At 44.8% G+C, this 25,121-nt stretch carries 29 protein-coding genes and 1 pseudogene; 11 read left to right on the top strand and 19 right to left on the bottom strand.

What is annotated here, in order from left to right; all coding sequences use genetic code 11:
- Positions 1 to 57 precede the first annotated feature (57 nt).
- From ONT18_RS10665 to ONT18_RS10655, 3 genes are all read right to left on the bottom strand, one after another.
- Entirely contained in the window at positions 58 to 231 is a 174-nt protein-coding gene (locus ONT18_RS10665; RefSeq protein ID WP_158577412.1) for a hypothetical protein, read from the bottom strand.
- Positions 232 to 292: 61 nt separating this feature from the next.
- Complete coding sequence (locus tag ONT18_RS10660; protein ID WP_264905490.1) at positions 293 to 997, bottom strand: restriction endonuclease; 705 nt, start codon at positions 995 to 997, stop codon at positions 293 to 295.
- Positions 998 to 1,036: 39 nt separating this feature from the next.
- Complete coding sequence (locus ONT18_RS10655; RefSeq protein ID WP_264905488.1) at positions 1,037 to 1,669, bottom strand: recombinase family protein; 633 nt, start codon at positions 1,667 to 1,669, stop codon at positions 1,037 to 1,039.
- Between the two features lie 355 nt (positions 1,670 to 2,024).
- On the opposite strand from ONT18_RS10655, the gene ONT18_RS10650 reads away from it, so the two are divergent.
- The 7 genes from ONT18_RS10650 to ONT18_RS10620 all read left to right on the top strand — a co-directional run bounded on the left by ONT18_RS10650 (position 2,025) and on the right by ONT18_RS10620 (position 8,488).
- A complete protein-coding gene (locus ONT18_RS10650; protein ID WP_264905486.1) occupies positions 2,025 to 3,035 on the top strand; it encodes a hypothetical protein in 1,011 nt (336 codons plus the stop codon).
- An 11-nt stretch (positions 3,036 to 3,046) separates the two neighbouring features.
- A complete protein-coding gene (locus ONT18_RS10645; RefSeq protein ID WP_217313225.1) occupies positions 3,047 to 3,493 on the top strand; it encodes a hypothetical protein in 447 nt (148 codons plus the stop codon).
- Between the two features lie 15 nt (positions 3,494 to 3,508).
- Positions 3,509 to 3,868: a hypothetical protein gene (locus ONT18_RS10640; protein ID WP_117701467.1), complete on the top strand. Its 360-nt coding sequence runs from the start codon at positions 3,509 to 3,511 to the stop codon at positions 3,866 to 3,868.
- 105 nt (positions 3,869 to 3,973) lie between these two features.
- Complete coding sequence (locus ONT18_RS10635) at positions 3,974 to 4,387, top strand: hypothetical protein (protein WP_264905483.1); 414 nt, start codon at positions 3,974 to 3,976, stop codon at positions 4,385 to 4,387.
- 96 nt (positions 4,388 to 4,483) lie between these two features.
- Complete coding sequence (locus tag ONT18_RS10630; protein WP_264905481.1) at positions 4,484 to 5,344, top strand: hypothetical protein; 861 nt, start codon at positions 4,484 to 4,486, stop codon at positions 5,342 to 5,344.
- A gap of 244 nt (positions 5,345 to 5,588) precedes the next feature.
- Positions 5,589 to 7,055, top strand: a complete 1,467-nt coding sequence (gene mobV / locus ONT18_RS10625; RefSeq protein WP_264905479.1) for a MobV family relaxase — start codon at positions 5,589 to 5,591, stop codon at positions 7,053 to 7,055.
- A 29-nt stretch (positions 7,056 to 7,084) separates the two neighbouring features.
- Positions 7,085 to 8,488, top strand: a complete 1,404-nt coding sequence (locus ONT18_RS10620) for an OmpA family protein (protein ID WP_264905477.1) — start codon at positions 7,085 to 7,087, stop codon at positions 8,486 to 8,488.
- A gap of 94 nt (positions 8,489 to 8,582) precedes the next feature.
- On the opposite strand, the gene ONT18_RS10615 is transcribed toward ONT18_RS10620, so the two are convergent.
- The 5 genes from ONT18_RS10615 to ONT18_RS10595 form a co-directional block, all read right to left on the bottom strand.
- Positions 8,583 to 9,086 (bottom strand): hypothetical protein, encoded by a 504-nt coding sequence (locus ONT18_RS10615; RefSeq protein ID WP_264905475.1) that lies wholly within the window; start codon positions 9,084 to 9,086, stop codon positions 8,583 to 8,585.
- A gap of 13 nt (positions 9,087 to 9,099) precedes the next feature.
- Positions 9,100 to 9,738 carry a PP2C family protein-serine/threonine phosphatase gene (locus ONT18_RS10610; RefSeq protein ID WP_176933826.1) on the bottom strand — a complete coding sequence of 213 codons (639 nt, stop codon included), beginning with the start codon at positions 9,736 to 9,738 and terminating at the stop codon, positions 9,100 to 9,102.
- Positions 9,738 to 10,589, bottom strand: coding sequence for a nucleotidyl transferase AbiEii/AbiGii toxin family protein (locus ONT18_RS10605; protein WP_176933827.1), 852 nt, complete (start codon positions 10,587 to 10,589; stop codon positions 9,738 to 9,740). The genes ONT18_RS10610 and ONT18_RS10605 overlap by 1 nt, the downstream gene beginning before the upstream one ends.
- Complete coding sequence (locus ONT18_RS10600; protein ID WP_176933828.1) at positions 10,567 to 11,586, bottom strand: type IV toxin-antitoxin system AbiEi family antitoxin; 1,020 nt, start codon at positions 11,584 to 11,586, stop codon at positions 10,567 to 10,569. Before ONT18_RS10600 ends, ONT18_RS10605 begins: the two co-directional genes overlap by 23 nt.
- 370 nt (positions 11,587 to 11,956) lie before the next feature.
- A complete protein-coding gene (locus ONT18_RS10595) occupies positions 11,957 to 12,127 on the bottom strand; it encodes a hypothetical protein (RefSeq protein WP_181976294.1) in 171 nt (56 codons plus the stop codon).
- 18 nt (positions 12,128 to 12,145) lie between these two features.
- Here ONT18_RS10595 and ONT18_RS10590 point away from each other — a divergent pair, with 18 nt between their 5' ends.
- From ONT18_RS10590 to ONT18_RS10575, 4 genes are read left to right on the top strand one after another with little or no spacing between them, the layout of a single operon-like run.
- Complete coding sequence (locus tag ONT18_RS10590; protein WP_264905469.1) at positions 12,146 to 12,448, top strand: sulfide:quinone reductase; 303 nt, start codon at positions 12,146 to 12,148, stop codon at positions 12,446 to 12,448.
- Between the two features lie 7 nt (positions 12,449 to 12,455).
- Positions 12,456 to 12,830 (top strand): DUF2958 domain-containing protein, encoded by a 375-nt coding sequence (locus ONT18_RS10585; protein ID WP_264905467.1) that lies wholly within the window; start codon positions 12,456 to 12,458, stop codon positions 12,828 to 12,830.
- A 52-nt stretch (positions 12,831 to 12,882) separates the two neighbouring features.
- On the top strand, positions 12,883 to 13,254 hold the full coding sequence (locus ONT18_RS10580) for a hypothetical protein (protein WP_264905465.1): 372 nt from the start codon (positions 12,883 to 12,885) through the stop codon (positions 13,252 to 13,254).
- Positions 13,251 to 13,532, top strand: coding sequence for a hypothetical protein (locus tag ONT18_RS10575; protein WP_032836839.1), 282 nt, complete (start codon positions 13,251 to 13,253; stop codon positions 13,530 to 13,532). The genes ONT18_RS10580 and ONT18_RS10575 overlap by 4 nt, the downstream gene beginning before the upstream one ends.
- Positions 13,533 to 13,647: 115 nt before the next feature.
- Here ONT18_RS10575 and ONT18_RS10570 read toward each other — a convergent pair.
- The 11 genes and pseudogenes from ONT18_RS10570 to ONT18_RS10520 all read right to left on the bottom strand — a co-directional run.
- Positions 13,648 to 14,847 (bottom strand): annotated as a pseudogene (locus tag ONT18_RS10570) (ArdC family protein); the annotation flags it as partial.
- Positions 14,848 to 14,852: 5 nt separating this feature from the next.
- The gene (locus ONT18_RS10565) at positions 14,853 to 15,461 is read right to left on the bottom strand and encodes a hypothetical protein (protein WP_264905460.1); all 609 of its coding nucleotides are present in this window, start codon (positions 15,459 to 15,461) and stop codon (positions 14,853 to 14,855) included.
- Positions 15,462 to 15,519: 58 nt separating this feature from the next.
- Entirely contained in the window at positions 15,520 to 17,124 is a 1,605-nt protein-coding gene (locus tag ONT18_RS10560) for a glucosaminidase domain-containing protein (RefSeq protein ID WP_264905458.1), read from the bottom strand.
- A 16-nt stretch (positions 17,125 to 17,140) separates the two neighbouring features.
- Positions 17,141 to 19,558 carry a zincin-like metallopeptidase domain-containing protein gene (locus tag ONT18_RS10555; protein WP_264905456.1) on the bottom strand — a complete coding sequence of 806 codons (2,418 nt, stop codon included), beginning with the start codon at positions 19,556 to 19,558 and terminating at the stop codon, positions 17,141 to 17,143.
- Between the two features lie 24 nt (positions 19,559 to 19,582).
- Positions 19,583 to 21,418 carry a hypothetical protein gene (locus ONT18_RS10550; protein ID WP_264905454.1) on the bottom strand — a complete coding sequence of 612 codons (1,836 nt, stop codon included), beginning with the start codon at positions 21,416 to 21,418 and terminating at the stop codon, positions 19,583 to 19,585.
- Complete coding sequence (locus tag ONT18_RS10545) at positions 21,418 to 21,684, bottom strand: hypothetical protein (RefSeq protein ID WP_264906859.1); 267 nt, start codon at positions 21,682 to 21,684, stop codon at positions 21,418 to 21,420. The genes ONT18_RS10550 and ONT18_RS10545 overlap by 1 nt, the downstream gene beginning before the upstream one ends.
- Before the next feature lie 44 nt (positions 21,685 to 21,728).
- Positions 21,729 to 22,556 carry a M23 family metallopeptidase gene (locus ONT18_RS10540; protein WP_149952434.1) on the bottom strand — a complete coding sequence of 276 codons (828 nt, stop codon included), beginning with the start codon at positions 22,554 to 22,556 and terminating at the stop codon, positions 21,729 to 21,731.
- Between the two features lie 19 nt (positions 22,557 to 22,575).
- Positions 22,576 to 23,235 carry a hypothetical protein gene (locus ONT18_RS10535; protein ID WP_117701493.1) on the bottom strand — a complete coding sequence of 220 codons (660 nt, stop codon included), beginning with the start codon at positions 23,233 to 23,235 and terminating at the stop codon, positions 22,576 to 22,578.
- 18 nt (positions 23,236 to 23,253) lie between these two features.
- The gene (locus ONT18_RS10530) at positions 23,254 to 23,928 is read right to left on the bottom strand and encodes a hypothetical protein (protein ID WP_233904991.1); all 675 of its coding nucleotides are present in this window, start codon (positions 23,926 to 23,928) and stop codon (positions 23,254 to 23,256) included.
- A 20-nt stretch (positions 23,929 to 23,948) separates the two neighbouring features.
- Positions 23,949 to 24,647, bottom strand: a complete 699-nt coding sequence (locus tag ONT18_RS10525) for a hypothetical protein (protein ID WP_264905451.1) — start codon at positions 24,645 to 24,647, stop codon at positions 23,949 to 23,951.
- A complete protein-coding gene (locus ONT18_RS10520) occupies positions 24,628 to 25,116 on the bottom strand; it encodes a PH domain-containing protein (protein WP_149952442.1) in 489 nt (162 codons plus the stop codon). Before ONT18_RS10520 ends, ONT18_RS10525 begins: the two co-directional genes overlap by 20 nt.
- Positions 25,117 to 25,121: the final 5 nt, after the last annotated feature.

The following is a 25,121-nucleotide window of genomic DNA, read 5'->3' as shown; positions in this document are numbered from 1 at the left end:
TGTATTCGAAGCCACAAAAAAAATATCGTATAGCAGCATCTGTAGGCTGAATATTTTTCAACAAGCAAGAAATGCTGTGATATTGATGATTTCATGTCCTATCGCAAAGTCTATCTCGCCATTTTCTAACATATACTGTGCGATACTTATTGCCTCATTTTCATCATTAGCATTTATAAGAATACACTCTGTATCAATTTCAGTTGTGATTTCAACTTGATATAAATTCATTTTGTTGGAGTATTTATTTGAAATAAAAGTCTTTCCGTCTTATGGGATATATCTACAATCTTTAAATTTCCAATGAAGTTGGATTTCTTACTGTGGAAACAAAAGGAATTTGTCCCAGTATGAGTACGATGCCAGATGAACATCTTTTATCTACTTCTTGATTGATATAATCCCTTGTTATTTTTCCTTTTCTAATCAATTCGTTATATGCAAAACGGAAACCGTCTATAGAGATAGAACTTCGTCTTTTATTTGAAGTTATTCTTGTAATACCGCCCCAATTTACATCCAGAATTTTATTTTCTCCTTTTGTATTCCATAGTGTCACTCCTTTTAAAGGCATAATGTATTTTCTCCAGACTTCATCAAACGTTGGATATTCCATACGAAAATCTTTATGGATAGAATCTGAGTTCTCCTCTTCTTTTTCTTTATGAAAAGTTGAAACAAAATTTGTTTTTGTCGTCAATATCTCTATTTTCAGCTTCTTTGCCACTGATATAGCATCATCAAGAAGTTCTCCATCGGTGGCAATTACCGCTTTTGTACAGTCTTGATAGGCCATAGCTCCATATAGTTGCATAATGGCAGCTCTGTTGACTTTTCTTTTATTTCCATACATTTTAGCTTGAATTGCTATTTTTTCTTTACCTTTTATAGCAATAACATCTATACCCCAATCATTGGAGTATGGAGTTACAAGAGTTTTATATCCTTGATTTTGGAATATACTTGCTATATATTGCTCATATTCTTTTGGTGTCATACGTCTTTAATTTTGGAATATACTTGAATGTTATAGTGATTATTCATTCTCATCCTTGGGCTTTCTCTTGCCAAGCGGTCCGCTGAACTTGCCACGGTTCAGCTTCACCCCATACTTGTTGAGTATGCGGAACACCGAGCTGCGGCTCCTGAAGCCGCTGACCTTCCAGATGTCATCGATAGTGTAGTTGTTGTTATACATATTGACGATGTTCCTCTCACGGTCAATACCTTTCTTTGGAGTAGAACTCTTGGCTGGTTTAATACCCGACTTGATATATTCCACATGGGCAGTAGCCTTGCGCAAGGCTACGACCTCTTCAGACAACGAACCGAACATGAAAAGCACATCGGCTATTGATGTACTTGGGAACAACTCACACTTTGAATCAATCTTATCCTGAATGGATATTATCCTTATCACTTTCACCCTGCAAAACTCCAGGAACATCGCCAATTCCCGAACACCACGCAGCGCATTGCTGAACTTCGAGATGACCAGTTCATCACCTCGTTCCAGACAATCCATGAGTTGCTTCCATTCCGGGCGTGTCTTCTCTTGGCTTGCACTATCTTCTATGATACGGCAGCAGCCGTACTTCTCCATCCAAGCCCGGTCAAAGGTGAATGTGTCATACTGCTCCGAGTTAAATATGTAACCTACTTTTGCCATAGCTATTATACAATGATTTGTAATTTGCCGACAAAGATACTCATATTCCATCAAAGTATAATCATACTCTGATAATTATTATAGTTAATTAAAGATTGATGTACTGCACTTTCTTGGATATATTATCATTTCATATCATGCTATAAAGTATGAATGAGAATAAAACATAAAGTTTGATTTAGTTTGAATGAATACCCGATAAATAGTCGTAAATTCGCACCGCAAATTTCAAACAAAGTCCGAAATGGAAAGTATAAACATTATCATATCTGCGGCAAAAAGCCGATTGAGGGTGAAGTGCAAACAACCTTGCACTTCAAGTTTTCGCATATCATACTTTGAAGGCAGAAAACAAATGTCCATGTTGTCTGCCATCATACTTGCCATTCTTTTGCTGGCATCCTGTTCAAAAAATGCCAGTGAATCATCTTTCCATAATGCAAGGGAGGCATTGGATGCGCAAAAGGTGTTCCTTTCAAGGATGAAATCAGACAAGGATTTGTCTATGGAACACCTTGCCGACAAAATATCCAAATGGCGTACTTTAGAAGACTCGGTTTCTGCTTGTCTGATGCGAGACACCACCAAAAAGGCACATTCGTTTCCTCTGGAAGAATTTTCCAATGTCCATGACTCCATCCGTGACGAGTTTATGCGCATAGCTACCGCCAAGCGAAGGACATTCAAGGATGTACTTCTGTTGAAGATGAACGCCACACCTTATAAAGGTAATAAGGAAACGGACGGCCTTTCCTTGGTGGCTTCAAAGTTTTTTGAGAGTATGGACACCATACCATTATATAAAGGTGACAAGACAAGGATCTTGACCACCTATCATTTCTTCTTGGAGAAGGTGAAGAAGGAAGGCATTGCCAACCAATCACAGTTCCTCGCCTTTCTGAAAACGGAGGATAGGCTGTTCAGAACATTTCTATCTCATCTATACGAGATGAGCGACGTGTCGGTTTCGCATATAACAAGTGGAACAGAAGATGTGTGCAAGATGATTGCTCAATCTTCAAGGAAAGGAAACTTACCGGCAAGGGATGCCGTGGCATACATGGCGGTTCGTACCAATCGAAGAATCATCGCCAATGCGCAGACTTGCGTTGCTGATATTAAGAGTGGAAAGGTTACTTCCGCAGAACAACGGACTGCATATTTTTGGATGATACTGCAACCATTCCTGTCCATTGATGACTTCGGAATGGCGATGCTTTCAGAGAATCAGCGAAAGGATTTGGTGCAACTGTCAATAGATGCTTTAGGCACAATCGCCTGTCTTAGCCGTTCCTTGCAGATGGACAAGAATATGACAGACGGGTTACCAGATATGTTCATCAAGCTATACATTTCTTCATTATAAACACAACAGTTATGCTGCATAAATTTCTCAACGACTTCCTGGCACTTGCACCATTGCAGTTGCCAGAGCTTATCAACCAGGAGCGCATGGAACAGCCAGTCTATGAAGACGGCTATGTCCTGCTTGACTTCAAGTTGGAAAAGCCTTGTCCTCTCGAAGAGGTGATGAACCTGTTCGAAGACCAGATGGAACTGGTCATCCTTTACCACAAGGTGACTTCCGTACATACAGAGTTCGGACAGTTCTGCTGTGCCTTCTCCAACCCTAATTTCGGGCGGATGTACAAGATGAATACCAGTACGGATGCCAATGGAAATGTCCACTCCGTCATGGTGACAATCTATGAGTCCTTGGAGTTCATGTACGGTGACTTGTGCCACGACATGGAACTGCAAGCGAGGACAGGCTTCTTCAAGTACAAGCGTGACAAGGCGGACATGCTGATGTGTTTCATGTGACATTACGTTCCATTTATGAGCGACATGCAGCTTCAGAACATCGTGGACATCATCCACAAATGCCACACATGGATAGACGTTGGCAGTTCGTTCCATTGGAAAGACACCGCAGTTTCACGGCATGGCATGGTGCAGACCGTCTGCTGTCGGTGTATTACCCTTCGGGCCTGTCATTCCAACAATGATTATGTCCGTGGGCAAGAGTGGCATATTCCTCTGCTTGACATTGACCGAAGTGCCAAGATTCTTATGAGAAAGGATGCTGGTTTCAAGAAACGCCTTGCATCAAATGCTTTGACAATGGCGGATGTCGAGCGACTTTTCATGGAAGTCACCTATGGAATTATTGAGTTGGAGCTATTCGAAGGTTATTGACCGTTTTACATTACAATTTGATCTATGATATTCAAGATTATCTTTCTTTTCTTCCCTATGTTTCTTCTATTGGCATCAACGATGTGCTACAGGAAGAACAATCGGATGATGCAGAGATTTTATCTCCGCATGGTGTTTTCGCATAATTTTCGGAAACTGTACACATTGCTGTTGCTGATGGCAATATTGGTGTTCAGTTTCGTGGTATATCAAGTACTGCCCAACGAGATTGGTGCTCATGTAACGGCAATGTTGGCATTATTGCTGTTCAAGTTCTCCTATGCAGACAATCTGCTGCATAGGTTGCATGACAACAGGAAATCATGTGCCATCGCTTTTACAGCCTCATTGGTGTTCATGTTCACTCCCCATCTGTACACATTGGGAGTGATGGTTGGGCTTCTCTTGGTGGCATCCATCTACTATCCGTCCTCAAAGGTCATCTTCAAGGCACAATGTCCTGACAGTGGCAGACACTTGGCGCAATGTCCTGAGGACATCGTAAACTTCTACTTTTAGTCCTATCTTGGAATATGCCACTTGGTACTGGCACATTCCACAACACTCAGTCAAAAATGAGAATCATTATTTCACAACATCAACAAGACATTTTCAATGAAACATATACCAAAGGAAAATATAAAGGTAAGCCTCTCTGTCTGCTTCTTGGCTTCTCTCCAGGACCGACATAATGAGCGGTATTCCAAGCATGAGGCATTCTGCTATCTGCTGGACAAGGCTTGTGAACACTACATGCCGAAAGCCGTAAGTAAGGAAGTGGCAGACGAATTGAAAGATTTTCAGTTTATCACAACCAAAACTCAACTTGCGGAGGACTGGCATTGGCATCGTGCCACCGTGCGTCAGTTCCTCGAAAAATTAACGAAACATGGGCTGATACACAGCAAGGAGTTTGAAACGAAATACACCATCATCACGATGATTGGCATGAATGACGGTAACGCTCCGACAATGCGAAATAGCATATTGGAACCAATCATCCGTTTCACAATAGACAGTTGGTTCAATGGCACTTCCACCACAGAAGAGACTGCCGTTGTCTGTGGTCAGATTGTAAAGGGTGCAGTAGCATTATCGCAAGAAAACAACTCTGCTTCTACATCATCTGACAACCAACTTTCATCTGATGATATTGCTACTTGCATGATTGGCAGACTTGTGGATTGTATGCCTCTTGTAGATGAGGAAGAACATAACAGACTTCAGCTGCGTAACGCAATCTTCAAGTTCTTCACTCGTGTTCTCAATCGAGACTGGCTCCAGTTGCTCCTTCTGATAAAGGAACTGCCCGACATCGCCAGTCATGGAAAGGCTGCTTCCGTCAAATTGAACACAGCTGAAGACATGAGCCTTTTTCAATCCCTGTGTTCCGCTTATAAGGCTTGCTGTCCTACCTCAACAGTTGAGACAGCTGCCAAGCCAGTTGTAACCGCCAAGGCGGACAACCATAAGTAGAGTTCATTCTGTTCCATTATAGCTGCCTTACGGACATTCTCCTTTTAAGACCTCACGGTTCGGTACTGGCATATCGCACTCGTCGTGGCTTGCCTTTTTAGCGCATCGGGCTTGCCCGCTGTTCACGAATTTAGGGAGTGTGGTAACTCATTACCCCTACGACCTAAAAGTCTTCGGGAGAGTGTCCGCCAAGGCAGCAAGCTGGGACACCATTTTTACTGACACATATAAGCATATCAGAGATATGGAAAGAATAGCAAAGCAGGTTTTGAACGTCAGGGGACGTAAGGGATGCGCCGCCGCTCTCAGCCGTGAATACCAACGCAACTGGAGCGACCGGGCTTGGCAGGTAGCCATTGCCAAGGGTAACTATGACCTCGGCAGACAGCATCTGAACTTCCAGATTTCCAAGGGAGGCAAGATAGCACCTATCGACAAGAGCAAGTCCATCCCACAGATGATGGCTGAGAACTTGGCTGCTCGTGGCATCAAGGACAAAAATGAGGGATTGACTGAGCCACGTTTCAGAACGGTGGCGGACTTCATTTTCAGCGGTTCGCAATGGAAGATGCGTGAGCTTGCCTTCGGTGACCAAAAGGTAGTCTTCAAGCCAGGCGACAACAAGGAAAATTATGCCGTCAAGCGTATGCCTGAGATTGAGCAATGGGCGACGGACATTTATAATTTTGTCGCAGGAAAGTATGGTGAGGAGAACATCGTTGCCTTCTATGTACACTTGGACGAGACTTCACCACACATTCATTGCGTTCTTCTGCCAATCAAGGACGGCAAGTTTGCCTTCAAAGAAATCTTCGCAGGTGCCAACAATCGGGAATATAGTCAACGTACATCGAAACTTCATGACGAGTTGGCGATGGTCAATGAGCCTTGGGGACTGGTGCGTGGAACAAGCCAAACGGAGACTCGGCAACGACACAGACCTACGGAGGAATACCGCAAGCATCTGTCCGAGGAATGTTCTTCAAAGGAAGAGGAGCTGGACAACCTTAACAAAGCTGTAAGCGACCTTCGGGTGGAAATAGCACTGGCAGAACGTCGTGTGAAAGGTCTCTCTTCTATGGTGGAACATCTGGAAGAAGAGAAACATCAGAAGATGTTGGAGATTGACAAGTTGAAGATGCAGATTGCCAACAAGGAAGGAGATAGTTCCATCTTGTCGCAGAAGTTGGAAAAATTGCAAAACGAGTTGGCTTCCGTTGATGAGAAACTGGCAGACAAGAAAGACAAGCTCGCTGTGGCTGACCAGCAGTTGGATGAGTTGAACAAAGACATGGAGTTTGTCAAGGAGAGGACAGAGACGCTTCGACAGGATGCCATGCAGTTCTCTCGTGAAGCTCAGACTGGTGCTGGTACACTTATCAAGACAGCTATGTTGGAAAGCATGGTCACTGACTACCGTTCCAAGATGGCATCGTTGCCACCTGAAACCAAAGTCGCATTTGACGGCTCGCCATTGGAAACCATAGCCGAGCACACTGCCGAAGTTCTGCATTGTGCCACATTGTTGTATCTTGGCTACATCGACCAAGCTACGACATTTGCCGAAGGGCAAGGTGGCGGAGGCGGTGGCAGCAATGACATGAAATGGGGACGCAACGATGACGAAGATGACAGGCGTTGGGCGCACCGTTGCCTTGCGATGGCAAACAGGATGATGCGACCGAAAGGCAGCAAGAGTAGAAAGCGTTAATAGAAAGAATAATCGACAAATTGAAATTTATGATTAGAAAAGCAATATTTATGATGGCATTGTGCCTATGCGGACAAATGCAGGTCAATGCAGCAACAACGGATGATGGCACGAATGAAATGGTGTCATCTGGCATAAACGAGGATATGCTTCGACAGATTGATCCTACATACCTCAAAGAAGTGGCAGTTCCTTCTGCATGGTCTTCCAACTGGTTCGTTGGTGTGTCTGGTGGCATATCTACCTTTGTAGGAAAGCCGCATGGTACAGGGAATTTGTTCGACAGAATGAAACCTTCCCTGGCAATAAAGGCAGGAAAGTGGTTCACGCCAGAGATTGGTGGTCGATTTAGTTTCCAAGGTTTTCTGTTCAAGGATGCCAGCAAGAATGTCCGTGATTACAAGATGGTTCATGCAGATTTTCTTTGGAATGTGACCAACAGTTTTGTCAAAGACCATGCCACCACACAAAGATGGGGATTCATTCCGTATGCTGGTTGCGGTATTATCCATAACGAGGATAACGGCAAGAGTCCGTTTGTCATCAACTATGGTGTGCTTGGACAATATCGTTTAACAAAGCGTTTGGCGGTCAACATGGAATTGGGTGGCGCAACCACATTCCGTGACTATGACGGCGTGGGCGCATCCAATAAGTTTGGTGACAATTTGTTCACCTTGTCTGCCGGACTGACTTTCAACATCGGAAAGGTCGGTTGGAAGAAGGTTGTAGATGCCGCTCCTTATATCAACCAGAATAAATGGCTGGCAGATTACACCAATGAATTGTTGGCTCGCAACCAAAAGTTAAGCAAAGCTCATGCGGAGGATGCCAATGCCATCGTTGAAATGAGAAAGATCTTGGAGATTGAAGGATTGCTGAAAGCCTATGCCGACCGCCTGACATATTATGCGGATAGTATGGAGCATCGCATCTACCCGAAAAATGACTACAGCGGTTTGAACTCACTCCGTGCAAGATTGGCTCACAAGGATTGGAATGGCATGGGAAAACAAAAAACAAGTCGCTCTCTGGAGTATAGTTTCTCTGTTTCCGATTCTGTTTCTTGGAACAAATACGTTGCAGAAATGGCAGGTGGAACCAAGTGCATCGGTTCGCCAGTGTTCTTCTTTTTCAAGATTGGAACCACGCAGTTGGTTGACGTTTCACAGATGGTAAACTTGGATGAGCTTGCTCGTGTAGCAAAGGCTTATCATCTCAAAATTTCCGTTGTTGGTGCTGCCGACAGTGCCACAGGAAACGATGGCATCAACAATCCTCTCAGCAAGTCAAGAGCTGCTTATATTACGCAACAGCTCATGGTAAGAGGCATTGACAAGTCCATGATAATATCAAAAAGCGAGGGCGGTATTGATGAGTATTCACCAATTGCAGCCAACCGTCATACGGCGGTCAGACTATTTGCACGGTAGATGTGTTTTACTATCATTCATACGATAAGCGGTAATCTGCAAAACAATGATTATCAAAAGAAAGAGTCCGTTCGTGAAGAATGGACTCTTTCTGCTATTGGTTATTTTGTTCTTTCTCCTGTCGCAAGATCTTGTTTATGACAGTGATAACTTGCTCTTGTATATAAGCTTTGAACATCGTGTCATCCTTTATGGCAAAGTCCAACTGTTCATATACTACAGTATTGACAGAACTTCTGAGTTGTTTTAACTTGTCATTTACTGGTATCTGTCGATGGGCTTGCCAATAGAACGTAACTTCATCTTGCACTATCGCTTTCAACACCATTTTCTGTTCACGGCTGAGTTTCTTGAAAGTCTTGTTTTCTCGTTCTTCGTTGTTGCCATATAAGATAGTATCGATATATTCATCGGCATCAACGATCTCAAACTCATTGCCCCCGAAAGGCAAGTCCAAAATCTTCTTGTTGCTTTTCTTCATCTCACCCATGCACTCCTTACAGATGTGTTGGACATGACCTTTCCCCGAAAATGACTCGTTCGACTTGTATTCACCACAAATCTTACAGTAATGTCCTTTATGCTTCTTCTTTGCCATATCTCTTATCTTATCAAGGGTTATGCAACTGTATGAGAATGCAGGATGCATCATCTTCCAAGTATTCTATACGACTTGGCAATTTGTTTTCTACTATAACAGAATCTATGCAATCCTTGGATTGATAAAATCCATCTGTACATAAAAACAACAAGTCCATGTCTGATATTTTCGTTTCTTGAATGGATATAGGGTTGCGGAAACCTCTTCCATTCACACAACGAGTCAGAAAGGTACAATTATCACCTTCCTTCTGGTGGTCTTCAGTAAGTTGATGTATACCTTTTTCTTTTTTGTAATATAGACGAACATTTCCTTGCCATGCGTAATAGGCAGTATCATCTTTTATGTATAAGACGGTAACTGCTGCTCCCATTTTGCAACAAAGAGCCTTGCATTTATCTGCAACTGCAATGTCTGCTTGTTCAAAAGCCTTTGCTAACAGCTCTCTTATATCCACAGAATTTTGTTCTGCCAATATTTTATAAATACTTTGTGCAACAGTGGCAGCTGCGATCTCACCATATTGTAAGCCACCCATACCATCGGCAAGGATAGCGATGCAACTCCCATCTTGTAATTGTTTGCACAAGATAAAATCCTGGTTTGTATCACATAAGCCTTTTTGACTACAATATTTTATATCTATCATTATAAATCCCTTTCTTCTGTAGCAGAGCGAAACACTTCTGAAATGACTTGCCATGTTCTCCTTACTTGGTCATAATTCAAACCCGATTGTGAATTGAGAGTTTGGCTTATCAAATAGCTTCTCTCCTCCAACTGCAATTCCTCGTCAATTTTGTCTGCATAATATACAAGTTGGTCTCGGTTCAATAACTTTGCCAAATCGTTTGCCAGCCAATAGCCACCAGCTACATATTCGTCAAAATCTTCCCAATCATACACTTCCATATAAGCTTCTCGATCCAAGTTTGCCATAAGGTAGTTGTCCAATATGAACGACATATCCTCCGCATCCTTGTTTGTGGTTAGATGTCTGTCCATCCAAGCATTGAACTTCAGCAAGAATAATCCATGCAAGGAAGCTATCTTTACAGTGAATCTGTCATCAATACTAACCGTTATAGCATCAGAAAGCACTTCGTCAAACCCTTTTACGGACATGGCAATTGTTTCTTCGGGTGGCCAATAGATGTTGTCATCTTCCTTGGCGACATATCCGTATGGAACAACATCTATCTCATAGTCACCATAATAGAAGCGTTGGTGTTTTGACTTGTCCTTCTCGAAACCATCCGCAATCAAACTATTTTTGATTTTGTCAAATTCCTGCCAGTTTGGAACAGCTATAGCCAGATCCAAGTCTCTTGTCTTTCTACGTGATGACGTGTTCAGCATCTGCTGCATGACTATATCTCTAGCGGTGGCTCCTATGATAAAGAAGTCGTGATTCATTCTACGGAAGCTATCTGTAAGTTTCTCCAACAAATCCACAAGAAATGGATTGTTTATCTTTTCACTCGAAATCTTTAAGCTCATTCTTTAATATGCGTTGCGCAGCCTCCAAGCAGCGACTATTGCCACTACCCATCAAGTCTGCATAGATTAATATAGCAGGAACAGTTCTGTTGTCTGTTTCCCAATTCCAAAATTTGTTGTACAGATGAATTTCCCCATTTGCATCTTGCTTGACGACACCTGTTCGTATAAGATGTGCTGCAGGTATTTCCGTGTATATGTCGAAAATTCCTGGTTGTAAGTAGCCATCCGTCAAGTTTGCGGCAGGTTCTCCTCCCCATGACATGCCCTTTGGCAATGCTATGTTTTTCCATTCATTTCTATTCGCTTCTGTTCGAAATGCCATTGCTCCTACCAGCAATTTGGGTTTCAATACTTCATTGTAATTGCTAACCCATAAGTCAAGCAGTTGTTTTTTGTCTTTTATTATGCGCCCGTTTTTAGTGTCACAAACAAAACCACGTCTTGCAAGTTCATCCAAAACGTTTTTCACGCTTCCCAAAGATACACCAATTTGCTCTTTTATCTCTCGATAAGGCTTCTTTATATTGTCTGCATCTTGCAACAGATAAAACACGACCTTCAATCCTGCATCTTGAAACACGGGATAGGTTTTCACCTTGGACTCTGTATTTTTCCTTCCTTGATTAAATATTTGGAAAATCAAGTTTCCTGCCTTTGTATATCTGACAAGGCAGTTTCCTGCACAGTCCAGATAGTTGATACCTCTGTTTGCCAATTCTGTTGATACCTGCGGCGTGACGTATTGCGTAACAAGCAAGATTTGCTGCTTGTCATTGTTCATCGTTTGCATAGTCGCTAATGTCGGATTTAATGTGGCCTTGGTTATGTTTTCCCTTACATGACACACAAAATCTATATTCATTATCTTAACAGTGACATCATTTTCATTGGTACAATTTACTTTGACGGCTGTTGTTGACACAACATCCCCCACAGGAAGGCTTGCTCTAAGAGCATCCAATGCTTGGTTTATTATGATATTGTTTGCCATCATTTTATGTTATTTGTTCAATATATCAGTTGTGTTCAATTTGATTGAACGTTGCAAAGATAATGAACAAAACTTAAACGAACGAACTTTTTGTTCAATATTTCATCTTGTTCAATACTATTTAACATAGTGCGAAGATTGAACAGGGATATTTTCAGAAATACAATTCCCGAAAAGTGACACAAATGACAAAAAACGGGAATGCAGCATCTGTATATACAGGTTTTAACAGATCTCTCTATTATCAAAAAGTGGTAATCTTACCAGTTTTAGTCACTACACATCTCCCATACCCCTTCATCCTCCCTTGTTTTTCCTTAGCAAATTTAGTTCAGCCCACCAGACTGTCAAGTACCGCCTTGCTATTAGCAGGTTATTTCATCAGCAGCCTTCCACCAATCAAAGATTGGGGTATTCCGATGAAATAATCTCCCAATTCCTTGTCTTGTCTGCCTCCATGTCCGAACTCTTGATTGCACGTAAAATCAATTCCCTCGATGAAGTCGTAAAGGCTTCGAGAATAGGGAAGAAAAAGAAGTTTCACAATTTAATCCGAACAGATATGAACGATATGATTAACGAAAGAGACAAGGAGTTTGCCAATGAGTTTTCACGCTTCGTGAACGGCAAGATGTGTTCCGCATCCAAGGTGGGTGCAGAGTTTGCCAATGACCACCGCTTTCTTGTAAACGAGAAGTTCAAGGTGATGATGGCTTTCATGGAGCAGTTGGCAATAAACTATCAGAAGGGCTATTATGACCTTCGCAATGAATGGGCTTGCACTTTGGCACATGCAGCCATTGAAGCCTTGCGTGAGCAGCAGCTCTACTATCCATCTTCACCAGATTATTCACACAATAAATAATGCAGTTATGACAAGCAGATTGATTACACCACAGTTGGCGGAGCAGTTCAAGCAATATCCGCTTTATTCACAGGACGGCAAGAAGAAGGATGCCATTTGCCAATGCGTCTTCTTCATCGGCAAAGTCCGTTGGTATGTATTGGAAGGTCAGCCGGAAGGCAATGACTTCACGCTGTTCTCTATCGTTGTCGGTCTTGCCGATACAGAATATGGCTATGCTTCCATCAAGGAAATGGAAAGTATCAGCGTGGATGTCGGACATAACCTTCCCAAGATACCGATATTGCAGGACAAGAGCTTCAAGCCTTGCCCAATCGGAAACATTTCCGACGAGAGATTGCAGTCGTTTCTGTCTGACATGTATGACAGGGAAGAAGTTTAAACCATTCATCAGCCGTAGGCTTCTTGCCTATGGCTGATAAAAATCAAACTATATGATACAGCAAAAGATAACGGAGATAGCCAAAATATTAGGATGGAGCGTTGATTTCTCCGAGCCACAAAACGGCAAGACAGATGTAAACTTCGCTAAATATACTTCCTATGGTCAAGATTTCAATTTCAGCGTGGAACTTGAAGACGATGATATGGAAGCCTTCATCGACAATATCCATGAGTATTACGAGAACTTTGATGTTGACGAGGAAGCGTACATTTGGATTGGCTCAGACGGTCACGGCAAAAATGGTGCACCTTACCACATTGCCGATATAGTCAAAGACATGGAGGAAGCCGAAGTAATGATGGCTGACCTTTACGAGGCATTCAAACAATATTATTCACAGTTAGAACTTCAAGCCGTATGACAATAGAACAATATCTTTACCGCCTATGTCGAAACATTCTCAATGAGCGTTTCGACTGGCGCAAATACCTTACCACCCGAAGCTATTTCGGCAGAGACCTTTGCGTCACTCCGCTCCATGTCTCCTATGGACAAATCGGCTATACCATCCATTTCCCTTACTCTCGTGACCCAATGCCCGAACTCGCATATGATTGGGAAATGGACGACCTCACCATTGATGAGAAAGATTGGCAGAAATGGCTATCACCCGAAGAAGATGATGAGGAGGAAGAATAAAACTCCCAAAACGAAAAATCCAAGATGCCTACACATTATTATATATGTGCGCATCTTGGTTTTTTGCATGTTTGCCACAATTGACTCGTTACCGACGGAACGCAGACCGTGCGACTTTTTCCTCTTCTACCTCAGTCTGCTCATTATCATTTGATGATGCAGATTGCTTCATGTCCTTCGCATCCTTGTTTTCTTCCGATACTGAAGCTGCAACAACCTCACTCTGTTGCTCCTTCATTTCCAAAGACACTTCGTCTATTCTCTGCGTGAGAATGGACGTTGCCTTTTTCACATCCATCAAGGTGGTCTTGATGAAACTTGGCGTCTCCTTCAGACTGCCGAGCCACGATTTCAGATAGGCGGCACTGTCTTCCTTCAGATTCTTGGTCATGCCATACTTCTGGCACACCAACGCACTGCCCAACTCTGCAACCAGTTCCTCACGTGCATATTCATCGGAACCGAAGCCCGACTGCGGTTTGAGACGGTTCAACTGATCTTCCGCTCCTGTTGAGTGAACCATCTCATGGAACGCTGTTCCATACCACGACTCACCATCCTTGAACTGTGACTTTTCAGGAATGGTTATCTGGTTGCTGGAAATGGAGTAGAACGCATTGTCCTGGTGTTCGATATTGATGGGACAAATCCATCTCTGCTCCTTGAACATCCGGTCAACAGCAGGAAACGAATACATGTCACCTTCCTTCACCAATGCCTTTTCTGGCTTGTTCTCCGCTTCCAACTTGGCATACAATTCAGGTCGTGCCTCCTTCAGATTGGTCTGTGCCACATTGAACACCTGATACACATTCAACTTCGGATAGACATTATACTCCTTCTGCTCCTCAGCACTCATTCGCTTGTAGTCGTCATAGGGTATCTTTTCTTTTGTCTCCTTGTGTACAATGGTAAAATTTGTCAGCATCACGGGAAAACTCTTTTCTCCCTTATTGATGCCAACCTTGGGCAACGGCTCGCCATTGGCATCCACCATCTGCTTCTTGTTACCTTGCTTGTCGGTCTGATAGTTCAAACCCACTGCACGGTTAAAGGTGCAGAACACTGGCAACTCGTAGCCTTTCTTCTCGCAGAGCATGGTGAGCAACAAGGCATTCATGCCGTTATACTCCCTGCCAGACAGGTTCTTCGGCCAACTCAATGTACCTTCCGTAAACCAAGGCTTTTGCCATCCGTCCTTGCTTCCCAACGACTCGATTTTCTCTATCATCATGTTGGCAAAGGTGTCCAAGGCTCTGTCCTCAGCATTCTTTCCATCGCCATTATTCTGTGGACTCTTATTGTAATATGCCATACTTGCTAATTGTTAGGATGATACGGTTTCTTCTCCCACTGGTTCAACTCCGCCACCTTGCAGCCTAAGTTGAGCCTGTCGTTATACACCGAGATTTCCAGCTCGCCCTTTGCCTCGATGGTGGTTTTTGGCTGCAACCATTCCTCTCTTTCTTCCGAGAAACGGACAAAGCGCACCCACGTAAAAGTAAATTCTTCTCTAATCTTCTCTGCACTGAAAGCAGAGAACATCAGGAAAGCCTTCCCATTTTTGTCCTTCTTCATATCAATGTCCTTACCGACCTTGCCTTTGAACTCCATGTCGCCCACGATGCCATCCTTGCTTTCCGATACGGGAGACAGGTTCACTTCCGATACCTTCAAGTTGAAATACAGGTTGTCGTCTTTCTTCTTGAAGGTCAACACACCTTTCAACTCAATGCGGTTGCCCACGACAATACCTTCCGAATCGTCACCATCCATGATGCAACTGACAATCACGGTCTTGTTGATACCACTTTTGGCTGGCACCACCACATCCACGGAATATGTCGTAAAAGGCATTCCGTCCTTCCCATTGCGAACCACTGCAGCCTTGCTGACGGTTCCGCACACACTTACGTTACATTTAATCATAGCTCAAATACTTTTTTATTCGTTTTCAATCGACCAAGATGTGGAACCTCCAAGTATCTTACTTTCTTTGCATTGTCTGACTTTGACCTTCTTGCTGTTCCAGGACTTGCTCATAGTTTTGCGATGCCTGTTGCGTCAGCACGATAGTATTCACCATTCCAGCGATGCGCATTTTCTTGGCATCATTGCTCAGGTTGGTATCACCCAACACTTGCGACAATCTACATAACTCCGCATTGGTCAGCTCTCTCGTCACTTTGGTAGTGCCATTGTCCGCTTGCAACACAGCCTTTCCATTATCGCCAACGCTCAGCACACATTCATTCATAGTCGGCATCAACGGTTTCAAGTCCACCTGCCTTTTGCTTACAGCTTCTGAGATTTGCGCTTTTTGCTCTTCCTCGCTTTTACTGTCTATTTGCACAGCGAGGGCAAGCAGACTGCTATACATGGTAGTCACCAATCCCATTATCGGGTCTGTACTTGACAATCCTGTGCTTGCGTCCTCGGATGAAAGCAGTTTCTTCATCCAATCGTCAGGTGACAGACTCGTGTCCACTACCGAACTATTTCCCTTGTATTTTGCCAACAGGTCATTGCCGTTATACAATGCTTGTTGCTTCAGATTACCTTTCTGCGCTATCTCCGCCAAGTATGATGCAGGATCCACGTCCCTTGTCTTGCCGTCTGCCGATATGTTTTTCACTCCGAAATGCAAGTGTTCGCCAGTAGTGCGTGTGCCGGTATTTCCCGACACACCTAACTTTTGCCCAGCTTTCACCTCGTCACCCACCTTCACGGCAATACTGTCCAAGTGCATATATGTGGTCTGCACCTTGCTTCCGTCCGATCTTGCGTATTCCACTGTCACAGACTTGCCACCGCCAGTATTGGCATTGTGGTTCACAGCTACCACCTTGCCACCATTCTCGGTTGCCAACACATCATCATGCTTGGCTCTGATGTCAATGCCCTTGTGCATCTGCTGTTTGCTTTTGTCCATAGGGTCTTGACGCATACCGAATGGAGAAGTGACAAACAAGAACTCGTCCCTTTTCACAGGGAATGAGTATTTGTCGTTGGTTGTTTGAGATGCTGTTTGCTTCTTTTCGTCATTATTGGATGTCGATACCGAAGACGATACCGTTGCTGAAGTCCTTGCATTCTGTTCTACGCCGAACTTCTTGCCCTCAGCCCTCATCTCTCGCATCACCTGTTGGTCATACTTCTGTAATCCATTGATCTCGATAATCTTTTGCAAACTGGCTGCATATCCTCCACTGGTGGCATAACCGCCTCGCTCAATGCCGTTTGTCCATCCCTTGTAGTCGTCGGGAGAGAGTTTGAAACATTGGCTGTAGCGGCTGTTGTTCTTCAATATCTTGGAATGGTGTTCGTATGAGTCACCCACCGTGGCATACTTGCAGAACTTCTCATTCGGTTTGTCATCGGTGTAGACAAGATAGTCGCCACCGTTCTTCAGCCAACTTTTCGAAGCCTTCACGCCAAAATGGTTGTTGCCCAACTGCGACAGTTCACTCTGTCCATTACGGCTTTCTAAGATGCCTTGCGCCAAGGTGACGGAAGCAGGGATGCCATATCGCTTCATTTGTTCCATCGCCTCGACAGCATATCTTTCTGCATATTGCTGATTCTTGCTCATGTCTTTATCCTCATTATTATCGTTTCATACCGCCAGAACGCTGCTGTTCCTCAGTATTTTGCTCCTCTTGCTTCTGCTTGGGTGCCTCCAACTGGTCACAGATAGCCACTCGTTCTCCTGCTCGGATAAGTTTGGGCAGATAGGTGTCCAAGGCATGATGTGGAAAGCCAGCCATGTAGATACCAGCTTGGGTGTTTCTCTTTGTCAATGTAATCCCCAACACTTCCGCTCCTCGCTTGGCATCCTGTTCATACATCTCATAAAAATCACCTACACGAAACAGCAGCAAAGCATCTGGATGCTTGGCTTTCAACTCCTTCCATTGCTTCATGATGGGAGAGTCCTTGGTCTCTTCCTTCTGCTTACCCTTTGTTTCTTCCTTCTTTTCCACAGTAGCGTTATTATCTCTTTGAACAGTCGCATCCTTCTCTTCCCTAATATCTGTCTTTTCCTCAGAAGATGCTTGCTTATTCTCTTCCTCGTGATACTCTCGATGTTCTTCCTCATTCTTATCGGTGGAGACTTGCGTTTCTTGCTTCACCTCGGTTTCCTCAACTTGCTTTTCTGATGCAGTCTGCTCCTGCGTCTGTCCTTTCTGCAGGATGTCAGCAAACAGGGTAGCAGCAAGATGCTTTTTGTACTCGTTCTTGTCTTCGGCAATCCACATTCGTTGCCATTGGCTTGGCGATACCACACGAGGCTGCAACTTGTCTGCGCCATCAATGGTGACTGCACACAGAATGACATCGTTCTTTGCCTTGAACACGTTCACTTTCTGTATGCGGTTCATGTCCACCTCGTTGTGCTGACCGCTGCCAAACAAGTCCACCTTCAGGTCAGGCTTTGTCTCTGCCATCGCATAGTATTTCTGTGCCAGTTCCACTCTCAGACTGTCCATCGTGTCCTGCGCCTGTTTCAGTGTGGTGAAGAAGCGGTTTAAGTCCGCCTTGTCGGGATAGATGGAAAAAGCCTTCTGTCCTTCGGGCTTGATATACATCGCCCAACGCTTGTTGTCATCCTGCACCATCTGTATGCGGTCGAAGCCCACCTGCTTGCTCTGGCTCACGGCATCACTCACGTCTATCTTGGATATGTCTTCCAGTTGCCAGTTCTTCAATCTTGCCACAGTGATGTCCTTTCCTGCAAAATAGCTGTCATCAGGATGGTAGCCCAAAGCGCCATCGGGATTATAGAACTTGACAGACTGAAAACCTTCTTTCTGTAAGGCATGTTCGATGCGCTGCTTGCTCATGCCCGACACCTCGTTGTTCACTTCCAATGATGCTCCTGCTGGCAACACCACATCAGCACTCTTGTTTTCCTTGTCTCTTACAATCACCACAAACTTCTGCTCGCTGTCAGGATGCTTGGCTATCTCGTCTGCCACGAAGTAATGCTTGGGCATCTTCAATTGCATCTCGGTGGTCTGCTGCTCGTTCTTCAAGGATGAATATTCTATTTTCTCGCCACGCTCTGCCTTGCGGATAACGTCCAAGGCATTGTTCACATCACTCTCTATAGCATCTATCAGACATGGATTTTCTTTCAGTTCACGGTTCCAGTAGTCCACCAATCCCATGTTCTCCTTGGAAATCTTGGCTGGCATACCCATTTCCATCATCTTGATGCCCGAAGCCAGTTCTACCACCAGTTTCTCTTGCTTCACGGCATCCTCAGATGGTGCAATGCCATTCTTCATCACCATGCCTTCCCTTGCCAGTCGCTGTTGATGTCCTGTAGCACTCACCACTTGACGCAGCATCTCCTGCACATAATCGCTATATTGCTCAAAATTTTCTTGCTTTGGCATATACACGGCGTCCTTCTCCGTGTCATAATGTGCCACTCCGCTTCCGTCTTTGCGCACCGCCATCAGGTTGTCCTTCATCTTCTGGATGAAGTCATTCACTTGGCTACGCAATGCCTTGTCTTCATTCGCACCGACATTCGCCTTCACCACCTCTTCATATTTTTCTTTGTCTTTCAATAGCAACATGGTTTGATCGATGTTGAACAGCACTCGTATCTCCCGATTATGGATGCCCTTGTACTGTGTCTGATCGGTAGCCGACAATTCCTGGTAGTCCTTTCTACTGATGATGTCCTCTGGATTATGTCGGTTCACATACTTGTTCCACGCATACCAGTTGAACGGCACACCTCTCTCATGCGCCATCACAGACTCGTCTCGCTTCTTGGCTTCACTAAATAACGTGTAAAGATTTGTAGAAAATCCGTTCTTGTCGGAGTTCAATCCCATCACGAGGGCATTGAACGGACTCACTGCCGCTCCCTTTGGGTAAAACCGTGGATATTGCTTTCCTTGCTCGTTCAGCCAAACACCCTTGTTGTCGGCTGCTTTCGACAGGGCTTCGGTAATCAGTGACACTTGACGCTCTGCCGCATTCTTCTCTTGTGGACTTTTCTCTTTCATTGTATGATTGTTTTACGTTTTATCTTATCTTGAACGTTGGATGACTTCTCGCTGCTCTGCGTTTTCCATCGCCTCGTTTCTCACATTTCTCACTTCTTGCTCGCCATAGTTGCGTTCTGCCATCTGTCTCATCTGGTCACTCTTGGCAAGCACGGCATTGGCAAGGGTGTTGAGTGGTAAGGCTCCTGCTTGATATGCTCCAACCACATGCTCTGGCAGTTGGATGGTGTATGGCACTCGGTCGATGGTTGCCACCAAGCAATTGCCTTGCAGCACAGGGTTGGCTATTCGGGGATTCAACGGTTCGTCTGGATAGGACTTATATTGCACTGCTTGTGATGTTGTATTATCGTATGATACAGCATTTCTATCATTGCTTTCCTGTTTGTTTGCCAATGCTTCATGTCCTGCCTTGTTCAGCAGATTGGCACCGCCCATACCGATGAGTGTCATCTTCAGCAATGGATTTTTCACAAACATTCCTGCAAGAATGGCGGCTATTGGCATCATGTTGTCCTTCAAGCCTAATGATTGCGTCTTGCCAGTGAACAGTCCAACAAGGATGTCGGGCAACATGGCTATCACATAGCCGAGGTTATTGCCGATGTCGCTGAAACCATTCAGTCCGAAGTTCTTCAACAGTCCTTCCCATCCGTTGCTGTTGTCATTTTCAGGTTGTTCTTGCTGTTCTTCTTCTGATTGCGCTTGCTGTTGTTCATCAGTTTCTGTTTGTTGCGCCTCTGCATCTTTCTTTTCCTGGATGATGCGCTCTGCCTCTGCAACCTTGGCTGCGTCGTGCTTGGCTTTCTCTTCCAGATAGGCATCTTCCTTGCCGGGTGCCACTATCAGCGGTACATTCTTGTATTTCGGATCGTTCCGTTTCTCTTGCTCTTTTTGGAAAGGAAACTTAAAACTGTTATCTGTCCATGCCATGGGTGTAAATGCTTTTTGTGGGATATGTATCTTGTTATGGAGTTTGCTGTTGAGCGTCTTGACATAGCCATTGTCGGTGGCATTCACTTTCTTGGCTTGTGAGCGAAAACCAGTGAAGGTATTGCCGTTCTGTCCGAACACACCCTTGCTGATGCTCAGTTCCATCACTTGCTCTTTCCGCTGTTCTGCGTTTCCCTTCTTGGAATCGAGGATATAGCCCAATGCCATGTCGCTCCCCACCAAAGTTGCCAATGACTTCCAACTACCGATACCGCCCATAGTCACGGCATCCACTACCAAGGCGGTAGCCCTTCCAGCAAACTTCTCCGTCTTGCTTGGCTTATAGGCTTTCTCGCCACGAGCTTCTATCTCTGCTGTCAATGGTGACTTCATCAGTTCTTCTTGCAGTCCCCAGATGCTGTTTTGTGCTGCCTTTCGCAAGATGTAGTCCATCGTTGATTTGGGTGTATTGTCCTTGACGAGCTTCCCAATCATCAGGTCTTCCATCCTTTGTGCAACGTATGCGTATGCCAAATCCTCGCCACAGGCTTTCGACAAAGCGTCATATTTGCTTCGTCCAATTTCCTTCACCACGGCATTGCGCCACTCGCCAGCAAGAAGAGCCAAATCCTTCACGATGTTTTTGTCCTTCCATATCTTCTGGTTGCACATCACTAGATAGTCCTCCGTGGTTTTGCTGTTCCATTTGCCTGTTTGCTTTAGAACAAACTCGGTGTTGTCGGCATATGGATTGGCAGAAGCAAGCACTCCTGCCAAACTGCTCTGGTATCTGCCTCTTTCCTCCAGTTGCTTGTGAGTCAAGTCATCTCGCACCTGTTTCATCACAGATGCCAGCTTGCCGTCAAAATATCCTTGAAGGCAATACTCCAGTTCTGCAAAGCGTGTCGGGTTCTTGATAGTACTCATTATAGCGTTACGTTTAGTTGACCTAATATCTGTTCTCTTGTCTGCTCGATGGCTTGGTGATACACTTCCATCTGCTTTGGAAAGTATTCCTCCAGCCAAGCGTCCTTCTCTATTCTGTCATGGATGAAGAGGATGGCTTGCTGCAGTTCTATCTCCACGGAGCATTCTCCTTCCTCTCGGTTATTGAACCACGCCTTTGTCCACCATCTCACTCCTGCACGGTCGGGATAGACGCTCACCAACCTTGGAATATCAAAGCTCTGCATATCGATGTTCAATTCTGCAAGAGGATCGATGATGCCACTTGTCCTTACGGCTTCGTCATGGAGTTTTTTTTTAGAACTTCGCTCAGTGTGGACAGATAGATGCCATGTCGTAATGCCAGATAGTTCAAGAAATCCGCAATCAGCAGGTTCTGCACCTTGCAAGCCAAGGGCATAGCTCTCTGCCCGATGCCTAACGGATTGCTGATGGATGGCATAGCTTCATAGAAATAGTGTTTCGCCGCTGACAAGGTAAAGATGTTCCTTAGCGACTGCTCTGCATGTTGCGGTGTCACATACATACCTTTATACAGGTCTTCCATATACGATGGCATGAAGCGCAGCATCAATTCTTCTATCTCTTTCTGGTCTTTGTCATACTGTGTGGCTATATTCATGTCGTAGGTCTCAAACTCAGGAAAACCAGTCTTACCGGTCTGTTCCATTGCCTTCACATTGCCATATAGCATGGTCAGAAAATCAATCGGATTGATTTCCTTACCGTCAAACTTCACCTCGAAATGCAGTCTGTCACCGCTCAATGCCACGATGTTTCCTGCCTTCACGGTTTGTCCGAAGTTCACGAACACGTTGGCAAGGTGGGCGTAGGTCACTTCATATTTGCCGTAGCGTATCACTTGGTAGATGCCGTGTGTCGCATCATTGCCAATGCCCGATACCGTTCCGCTTGCCAAGGCAGACAGCAGATAGTGATTTGCCTCAAAGTCCAGTCCGTGATGGAAGAACACCGTTCCTGTTACAGGATGCTTCTGTTTTCCATAGCCAAGCGTCAGTTCCACGTCCTTGCCTCGCTCCTCAAAGGGCATGCAAAAGCCGCTTTTTGATTGCAGCATCATTTCTTCTGTATATCTCATGTTGTTGTCGTTTTTATGTTTATCGTTTCATGCCGCCACTGCGTGTGGTCGTTTCTGCTTCGTTCACATTTCTTCCTTGACCGCCATCACCACTGACAATGTTCTTGATATTGGAATTGTTGCCGATGAGCATCATGCCGAGCATGGCTCCTGCTATCTTGCCAAGCCATCCGAAACGTCCGAAAGTGAGGAACGCTGCTGTTACCAGTCCTGCAAGGCTCAGTCCCGACACGTTTCCTTTACCTAAGTTCTTGAAGAAGTTGCCGAACATCTCCAGTCCGTTGCCTCCGAAGATGCCACGGAAGAAGTTGCTCATTCCGCTCCACTTGCTGTTGATGTCGCCCATGGCACCATTCACAGCATCCACTGCTTCTCCAGCCTTGTTCTTCAGTCCTTTCACGTCTTCCACAGCTTCGGATATTTTCTCCGTGGTGTCTTTTCCTACCACTACATCACTGGCTATCTCCACCATGCTCTTGTCGTTGACAAGGTTCTGCCATGCCACATATCCTGCTGCGCTGCCCACAGCGGCTGTTTTCATCGCACTTCCTGCGCCTTTTAGTGCTTGGGTGGGATGCACAGCCGTATTGCTTGCAGATTTCAGTCCTTGCTTGGCGACACTACCTGCACCTTTCAAGGCACTGCCGCCATACTTTGCTATCTTTGCCCATATACTCATAGTCGTATCTTTTTATTGTTATTTGATCTTTCCGTTTCGCTTCCATCTGTTCATGCAGTCCTTCACGATGGTTTTCTTGTCTGCCTTGTCGTGGCTACCTTCCTCTATCTCTGCCCAGATGTCCGCCATCGAGGTGTACTTCACCGCCTTGGTTAGCCGTTGCAGCTTTTTGTTCATTACCTTCAGCTTGGGGCGGATGCCGAAAACGATTTCCACTCGTTCTTTCTCGGTCATCTTGTTGCCCGACAAGCATACAAGCCTGATGTCATTTACTATCTCCACGCTGCCCATAATCAACTCCCGATAGATCTTGTTGCGCTTGGCTGACAGTGCCACAGCAAGGGCATTGCTCGGATGTTTATCCAGTTGCTTGGTGAATCCTCCCAAGTTATCCACCAGTCGGTCTATCTCGTGATAGAAGCCATATACCTGTGCAGCATACACCACGATGGAGCGGAACGAGTCCAAGTAGTTGTTGAATTCTCGTTGCAGATTGGTGGTTCCTTCCACTTCCTCTTTCAACCATATATGACCAGTGGTCTGCATCAGCATCACCTTCTCCTGGTTCTTCAACTCCTTTTCTGCCTTGTCTGTATATGCGTATATCATTCCTGCCAATACAGGGTCGTTTTGGGCTTGCATCTTGCAGACAGAAAGCAGCATGATGCCAAAGCAAAATATCCATGTTCTCATACTCAAATGTTTTTATATTATTATGGTGTACTGACTTTGGCAGCTCTCCGCCACCGTCCAAATGCTTGCGTAGCAATCTCACCATTACTTCTGTCTATCATCCCTGCCGTGACATTGTTCCACACATCACTCATTGTATAGTAGCGGATGCTCAGATACAGTTTGTTGAGCTTCTTTTGGAAAGCAGATAGTTTGTCGTTTAATGCCCACAATGTCTTGGAGCGGTCTGCTCCTGTCAGCATATTCTCTGTGCCACCATTCGCCACGGCATCGTTCAATAGATTGAAAACCGATACCAATTCCGTTGCCGTCTCGATATACAGGTTGTTCATACTCATACTTGCCACGATGCCTTGCGGATTGTTCTTAATGGCTGTCTTCAACTTGGCGAGCGTGATGAAAATCTTCACGCCATCATCATACAGATGGGTACAGGCTTTCAGCGAAGAGGCATAGCCGTTCACTGATTTCAAGTAGCTGTTGTACTTTTTCTCCCATTTGTGTATTTGATTAAACTCAGCAGCCATCGTGTTCTGCAACAACGCCGTCTTGGTCTGTCCGTTGATTTGCTTTTCAATCTCACTGTTGATAAGTTCATTGCCTTCTGCCAGTGCCATCCATTCCAAGGGATTGGATGACACCAATTGTGCCTTGACTTCCAATGCCGTTGCTATGCCGATAATTGCTATTAACCATATCTTACCTATTTGTAATTTCATAGATGCTCCTCCTGCATTTGTTGGTTTCTACTCGTTCTCTGATGGTTGTCACCAGTTCTTCCTTCATCGGTACTCCAATAATGTCAAGTCTTGGTGTCGTTCTGTCTCCAGAATATATGCTCACGGTTTTCAATCGGAATAGTTGCTGCATGAATGTCTGACTCTCATTGAAATCCACCACACGATACAGTTCCTGATAATCTACTTCCCGATGAAACACGCCATGCTCAAACACTAATTGTTCGTTACTGATGATGTACCGCATCCTGCATAGATAGACCATTCGATATGCCAAACATAGGGAAAGCAAGAGCGAGAGGACAAACACCAAAGTGGAGAGGACGGCATCATCAATACCTGCATATACAAAGCCTACGCTTATAAGCACAAGCAAGTGCAGCTCGTTGATGACGAACTGCATCCAATGGGGCTTGATGATGATGTTTCTATACCGATATGTCTGCTGCATAGTTC

This window comes from Segatella copri, assembly GCF_026015295.1.
Taxonomy (GTDB): domain Bacteria; phylum Bacteroidota; class Bacteroidia; order Bacteroidales; family Bacteroidaceae; genus Prevotella; species Prevotella copri_C.
Note: the sequence above shows the minus strand (reverse complement) of the source record. Positions and strands in the feature narration are given on the sequence as shown.

Coding starts and splice junctions, on each gene's coding strand:
- ONT18_RS10655 (WP_264905488.1), bottom strand. CDS start 1,669: ATGGCAAAAGTAGGTTACATATTTAACTCGGAGCAGTATGACACATTC.
- ONT18_RS10585 (WP_264905467.1), top strand. CDS start 12,456: ATGACAAGCAGATTGATTACACCACAGTTGGCGGAGCAGTTCAAGCAA.
- ONT18_RS10605 (WP_176933827.1), bottom strand. CDS start 10,589: ATGAGCTTAAAGATTTCGAGTGAAAAGATAAACAATCCATTTCTTGTG.
- ONT18_RS10630 (WP_264905481.1), top strand. CDS start 4,484: ATGAAACATATACCAAAGGAAAATATAAAGGTAAGCCTCTCTGTCTGC.
- ONT18_RS10560 (WP_264905458.1), bottom strand. CDS start 17,124: ATGAGCAAGAATCAGCAATATGCAGAAAGATATGCTGTCGAGGCGATG.
- ONT18_RS10520 (WP_149952442.1), bottom strand. CDS start 25,116: ATGCAGCAGACATATCGGTATAGAAACATCATCATCAAGCCCCATTGG.
- ONT18_RS10645 (WP_217313225.1), top strand. CDS start 3,047: ATGCTGCATAAATTTCTCAACGACTTCCTGGCACTTGCACCATTGCAG.
- ONT18_RS10540 (WP_149952434.1), bottom strand. CDS start 22,556: ATGAGATATACAGAAGAAATGATGCTGCAATCAAAAAGCGGCTTTTGC.
- mobV (WP_264905479.1), top strand. CDS start 5,589: ATGGAAAGAATAGCAAAGCAGGTTTTGAACGTCAGGGGACGTAAGGGA.
- ONT18_RS10660 (WP_264905490.1), bottom strand. CDS start 997: ATGACACCAAAAGAATATGAGCAATATATAGCAAGTATATTCCAAAAT.
- ONT18_RS10615 (WP_264905475.1), bottom strand. CDS start 9,086: ATGGCAAAGAAGAAGCATAAAGGACATTACTGTAAGATTTGTGGTGAA.
- ONT18_RS10590 (WP_264905469.1), top strand. CDS start 12,146: ATGAACGATATGATTAACGAAAGAGACAAGGAGTTTGCCAATGAGTTT.
- ONT18_RS10650 (WP_264905486.1), top strand. CDS start 2,025: ATGTCCATGTTGTCTGCCATCATACTTGCCATTCTTTTGCTGGCATCC.
- ONT18_RS10535 (WP_117701493.1), bottom strand. CDS start 23,235: ATGAGTATATGGGCAAAGATAGCAAAGTATGGCGGCAGTGCCTTGAAA.
- ONT18_RS10550 (WP_264905454.1), bottom strand. CDS start 21,418: ATGAGTACTATCAAGAACCCGACACGCTTTGCAGAACTGGAGTATTGC.
- ONT18_RS10665 (WP_158577412.1), bottom strand. CDS start 231: ATGAATTTATATCAAGTTGAAATCACAACTGAAATTGATACAGAGTGT.
- ONT18_RS10525 (WP_264905451.1), bottom strand. CDS start 24,647: ATGAAATTACAAATAGGTAAGATATGGTTAATAGCAATTATCGGCATA.
- ONT18_RS10565 (WP_264905460.1), bottom strand. CDS start 15,461: ATGATTAAATGTAACGTAAGTGTGTGCGGAACCGTCAGCAAGGCTGCA.
- ONT18_RS10600 (WP_176933828.1), bottom strand. CDS start 11,586: ATGATGGCAAACAATATCATAATAAACCAAGCATTGGATGCTCTTAGA.
- ONT18_RS10575 (WP_032836839.1), top strand. CDS start 13,251: ATGACAATAGAACAATATCTTTACCGCCTATGTCGAAACATTCTCAAT.
- ONT18_RS10635 (WP_264905483.1), top strand. CDS start 3,974: ATGATGCAGAGATTTTATCTCCGCATGGTGTTTTCGCATAATTTTCGG.
- ONT18_RS10640 (WP_117701467.1), top strand. CDS start 3,509: ATGAGCGACATGCAGCTTCAGAACATCGTGGACATCATCCACAAATGC.
- ONT18_RS10620 (WP_264905477.1), top strand. CDS start 7,085: ATGATTAGAAAAGCAATATTTATGATGGCATTGTGCCTATGCGGACAA.
- ONT18_RS10580 (WP_264905465.1), top strand. CDS start 12,883: ATGATACAGCAAAAGATAACGGAGATAGCCAAAATATTAGGATGGAGC.
- ONT18_RS10545 (WP_264906859.1), bottom strand. CDS start 21,684: ATGCAGAGCTTTGATATTCCAAGGTTGGTGAGCGTCTATCCCGACCGT.
- ONT18_RS10610 (WP_176933826.1), bottom strand. CDS start 9,738: ATGATAGATATAAAATATTGTAGTCAAAAAGGCTTATGTGATACAAAC.
- ONT18_RS10530 (WP_233904991.1), bottom strand. CDS start 23,928: ATGAGAACATGGATATTTTGCTTTGGCATCATGCTGCTTTCTGTCTGC.
- ONT18_RS10555 (WP_264905456.1), bottom strand. CDS start 19,558: ATGAAAGAGAAAAGTCCACAAGAGAAGAATGCGGCAGAGCGTCAAGTG.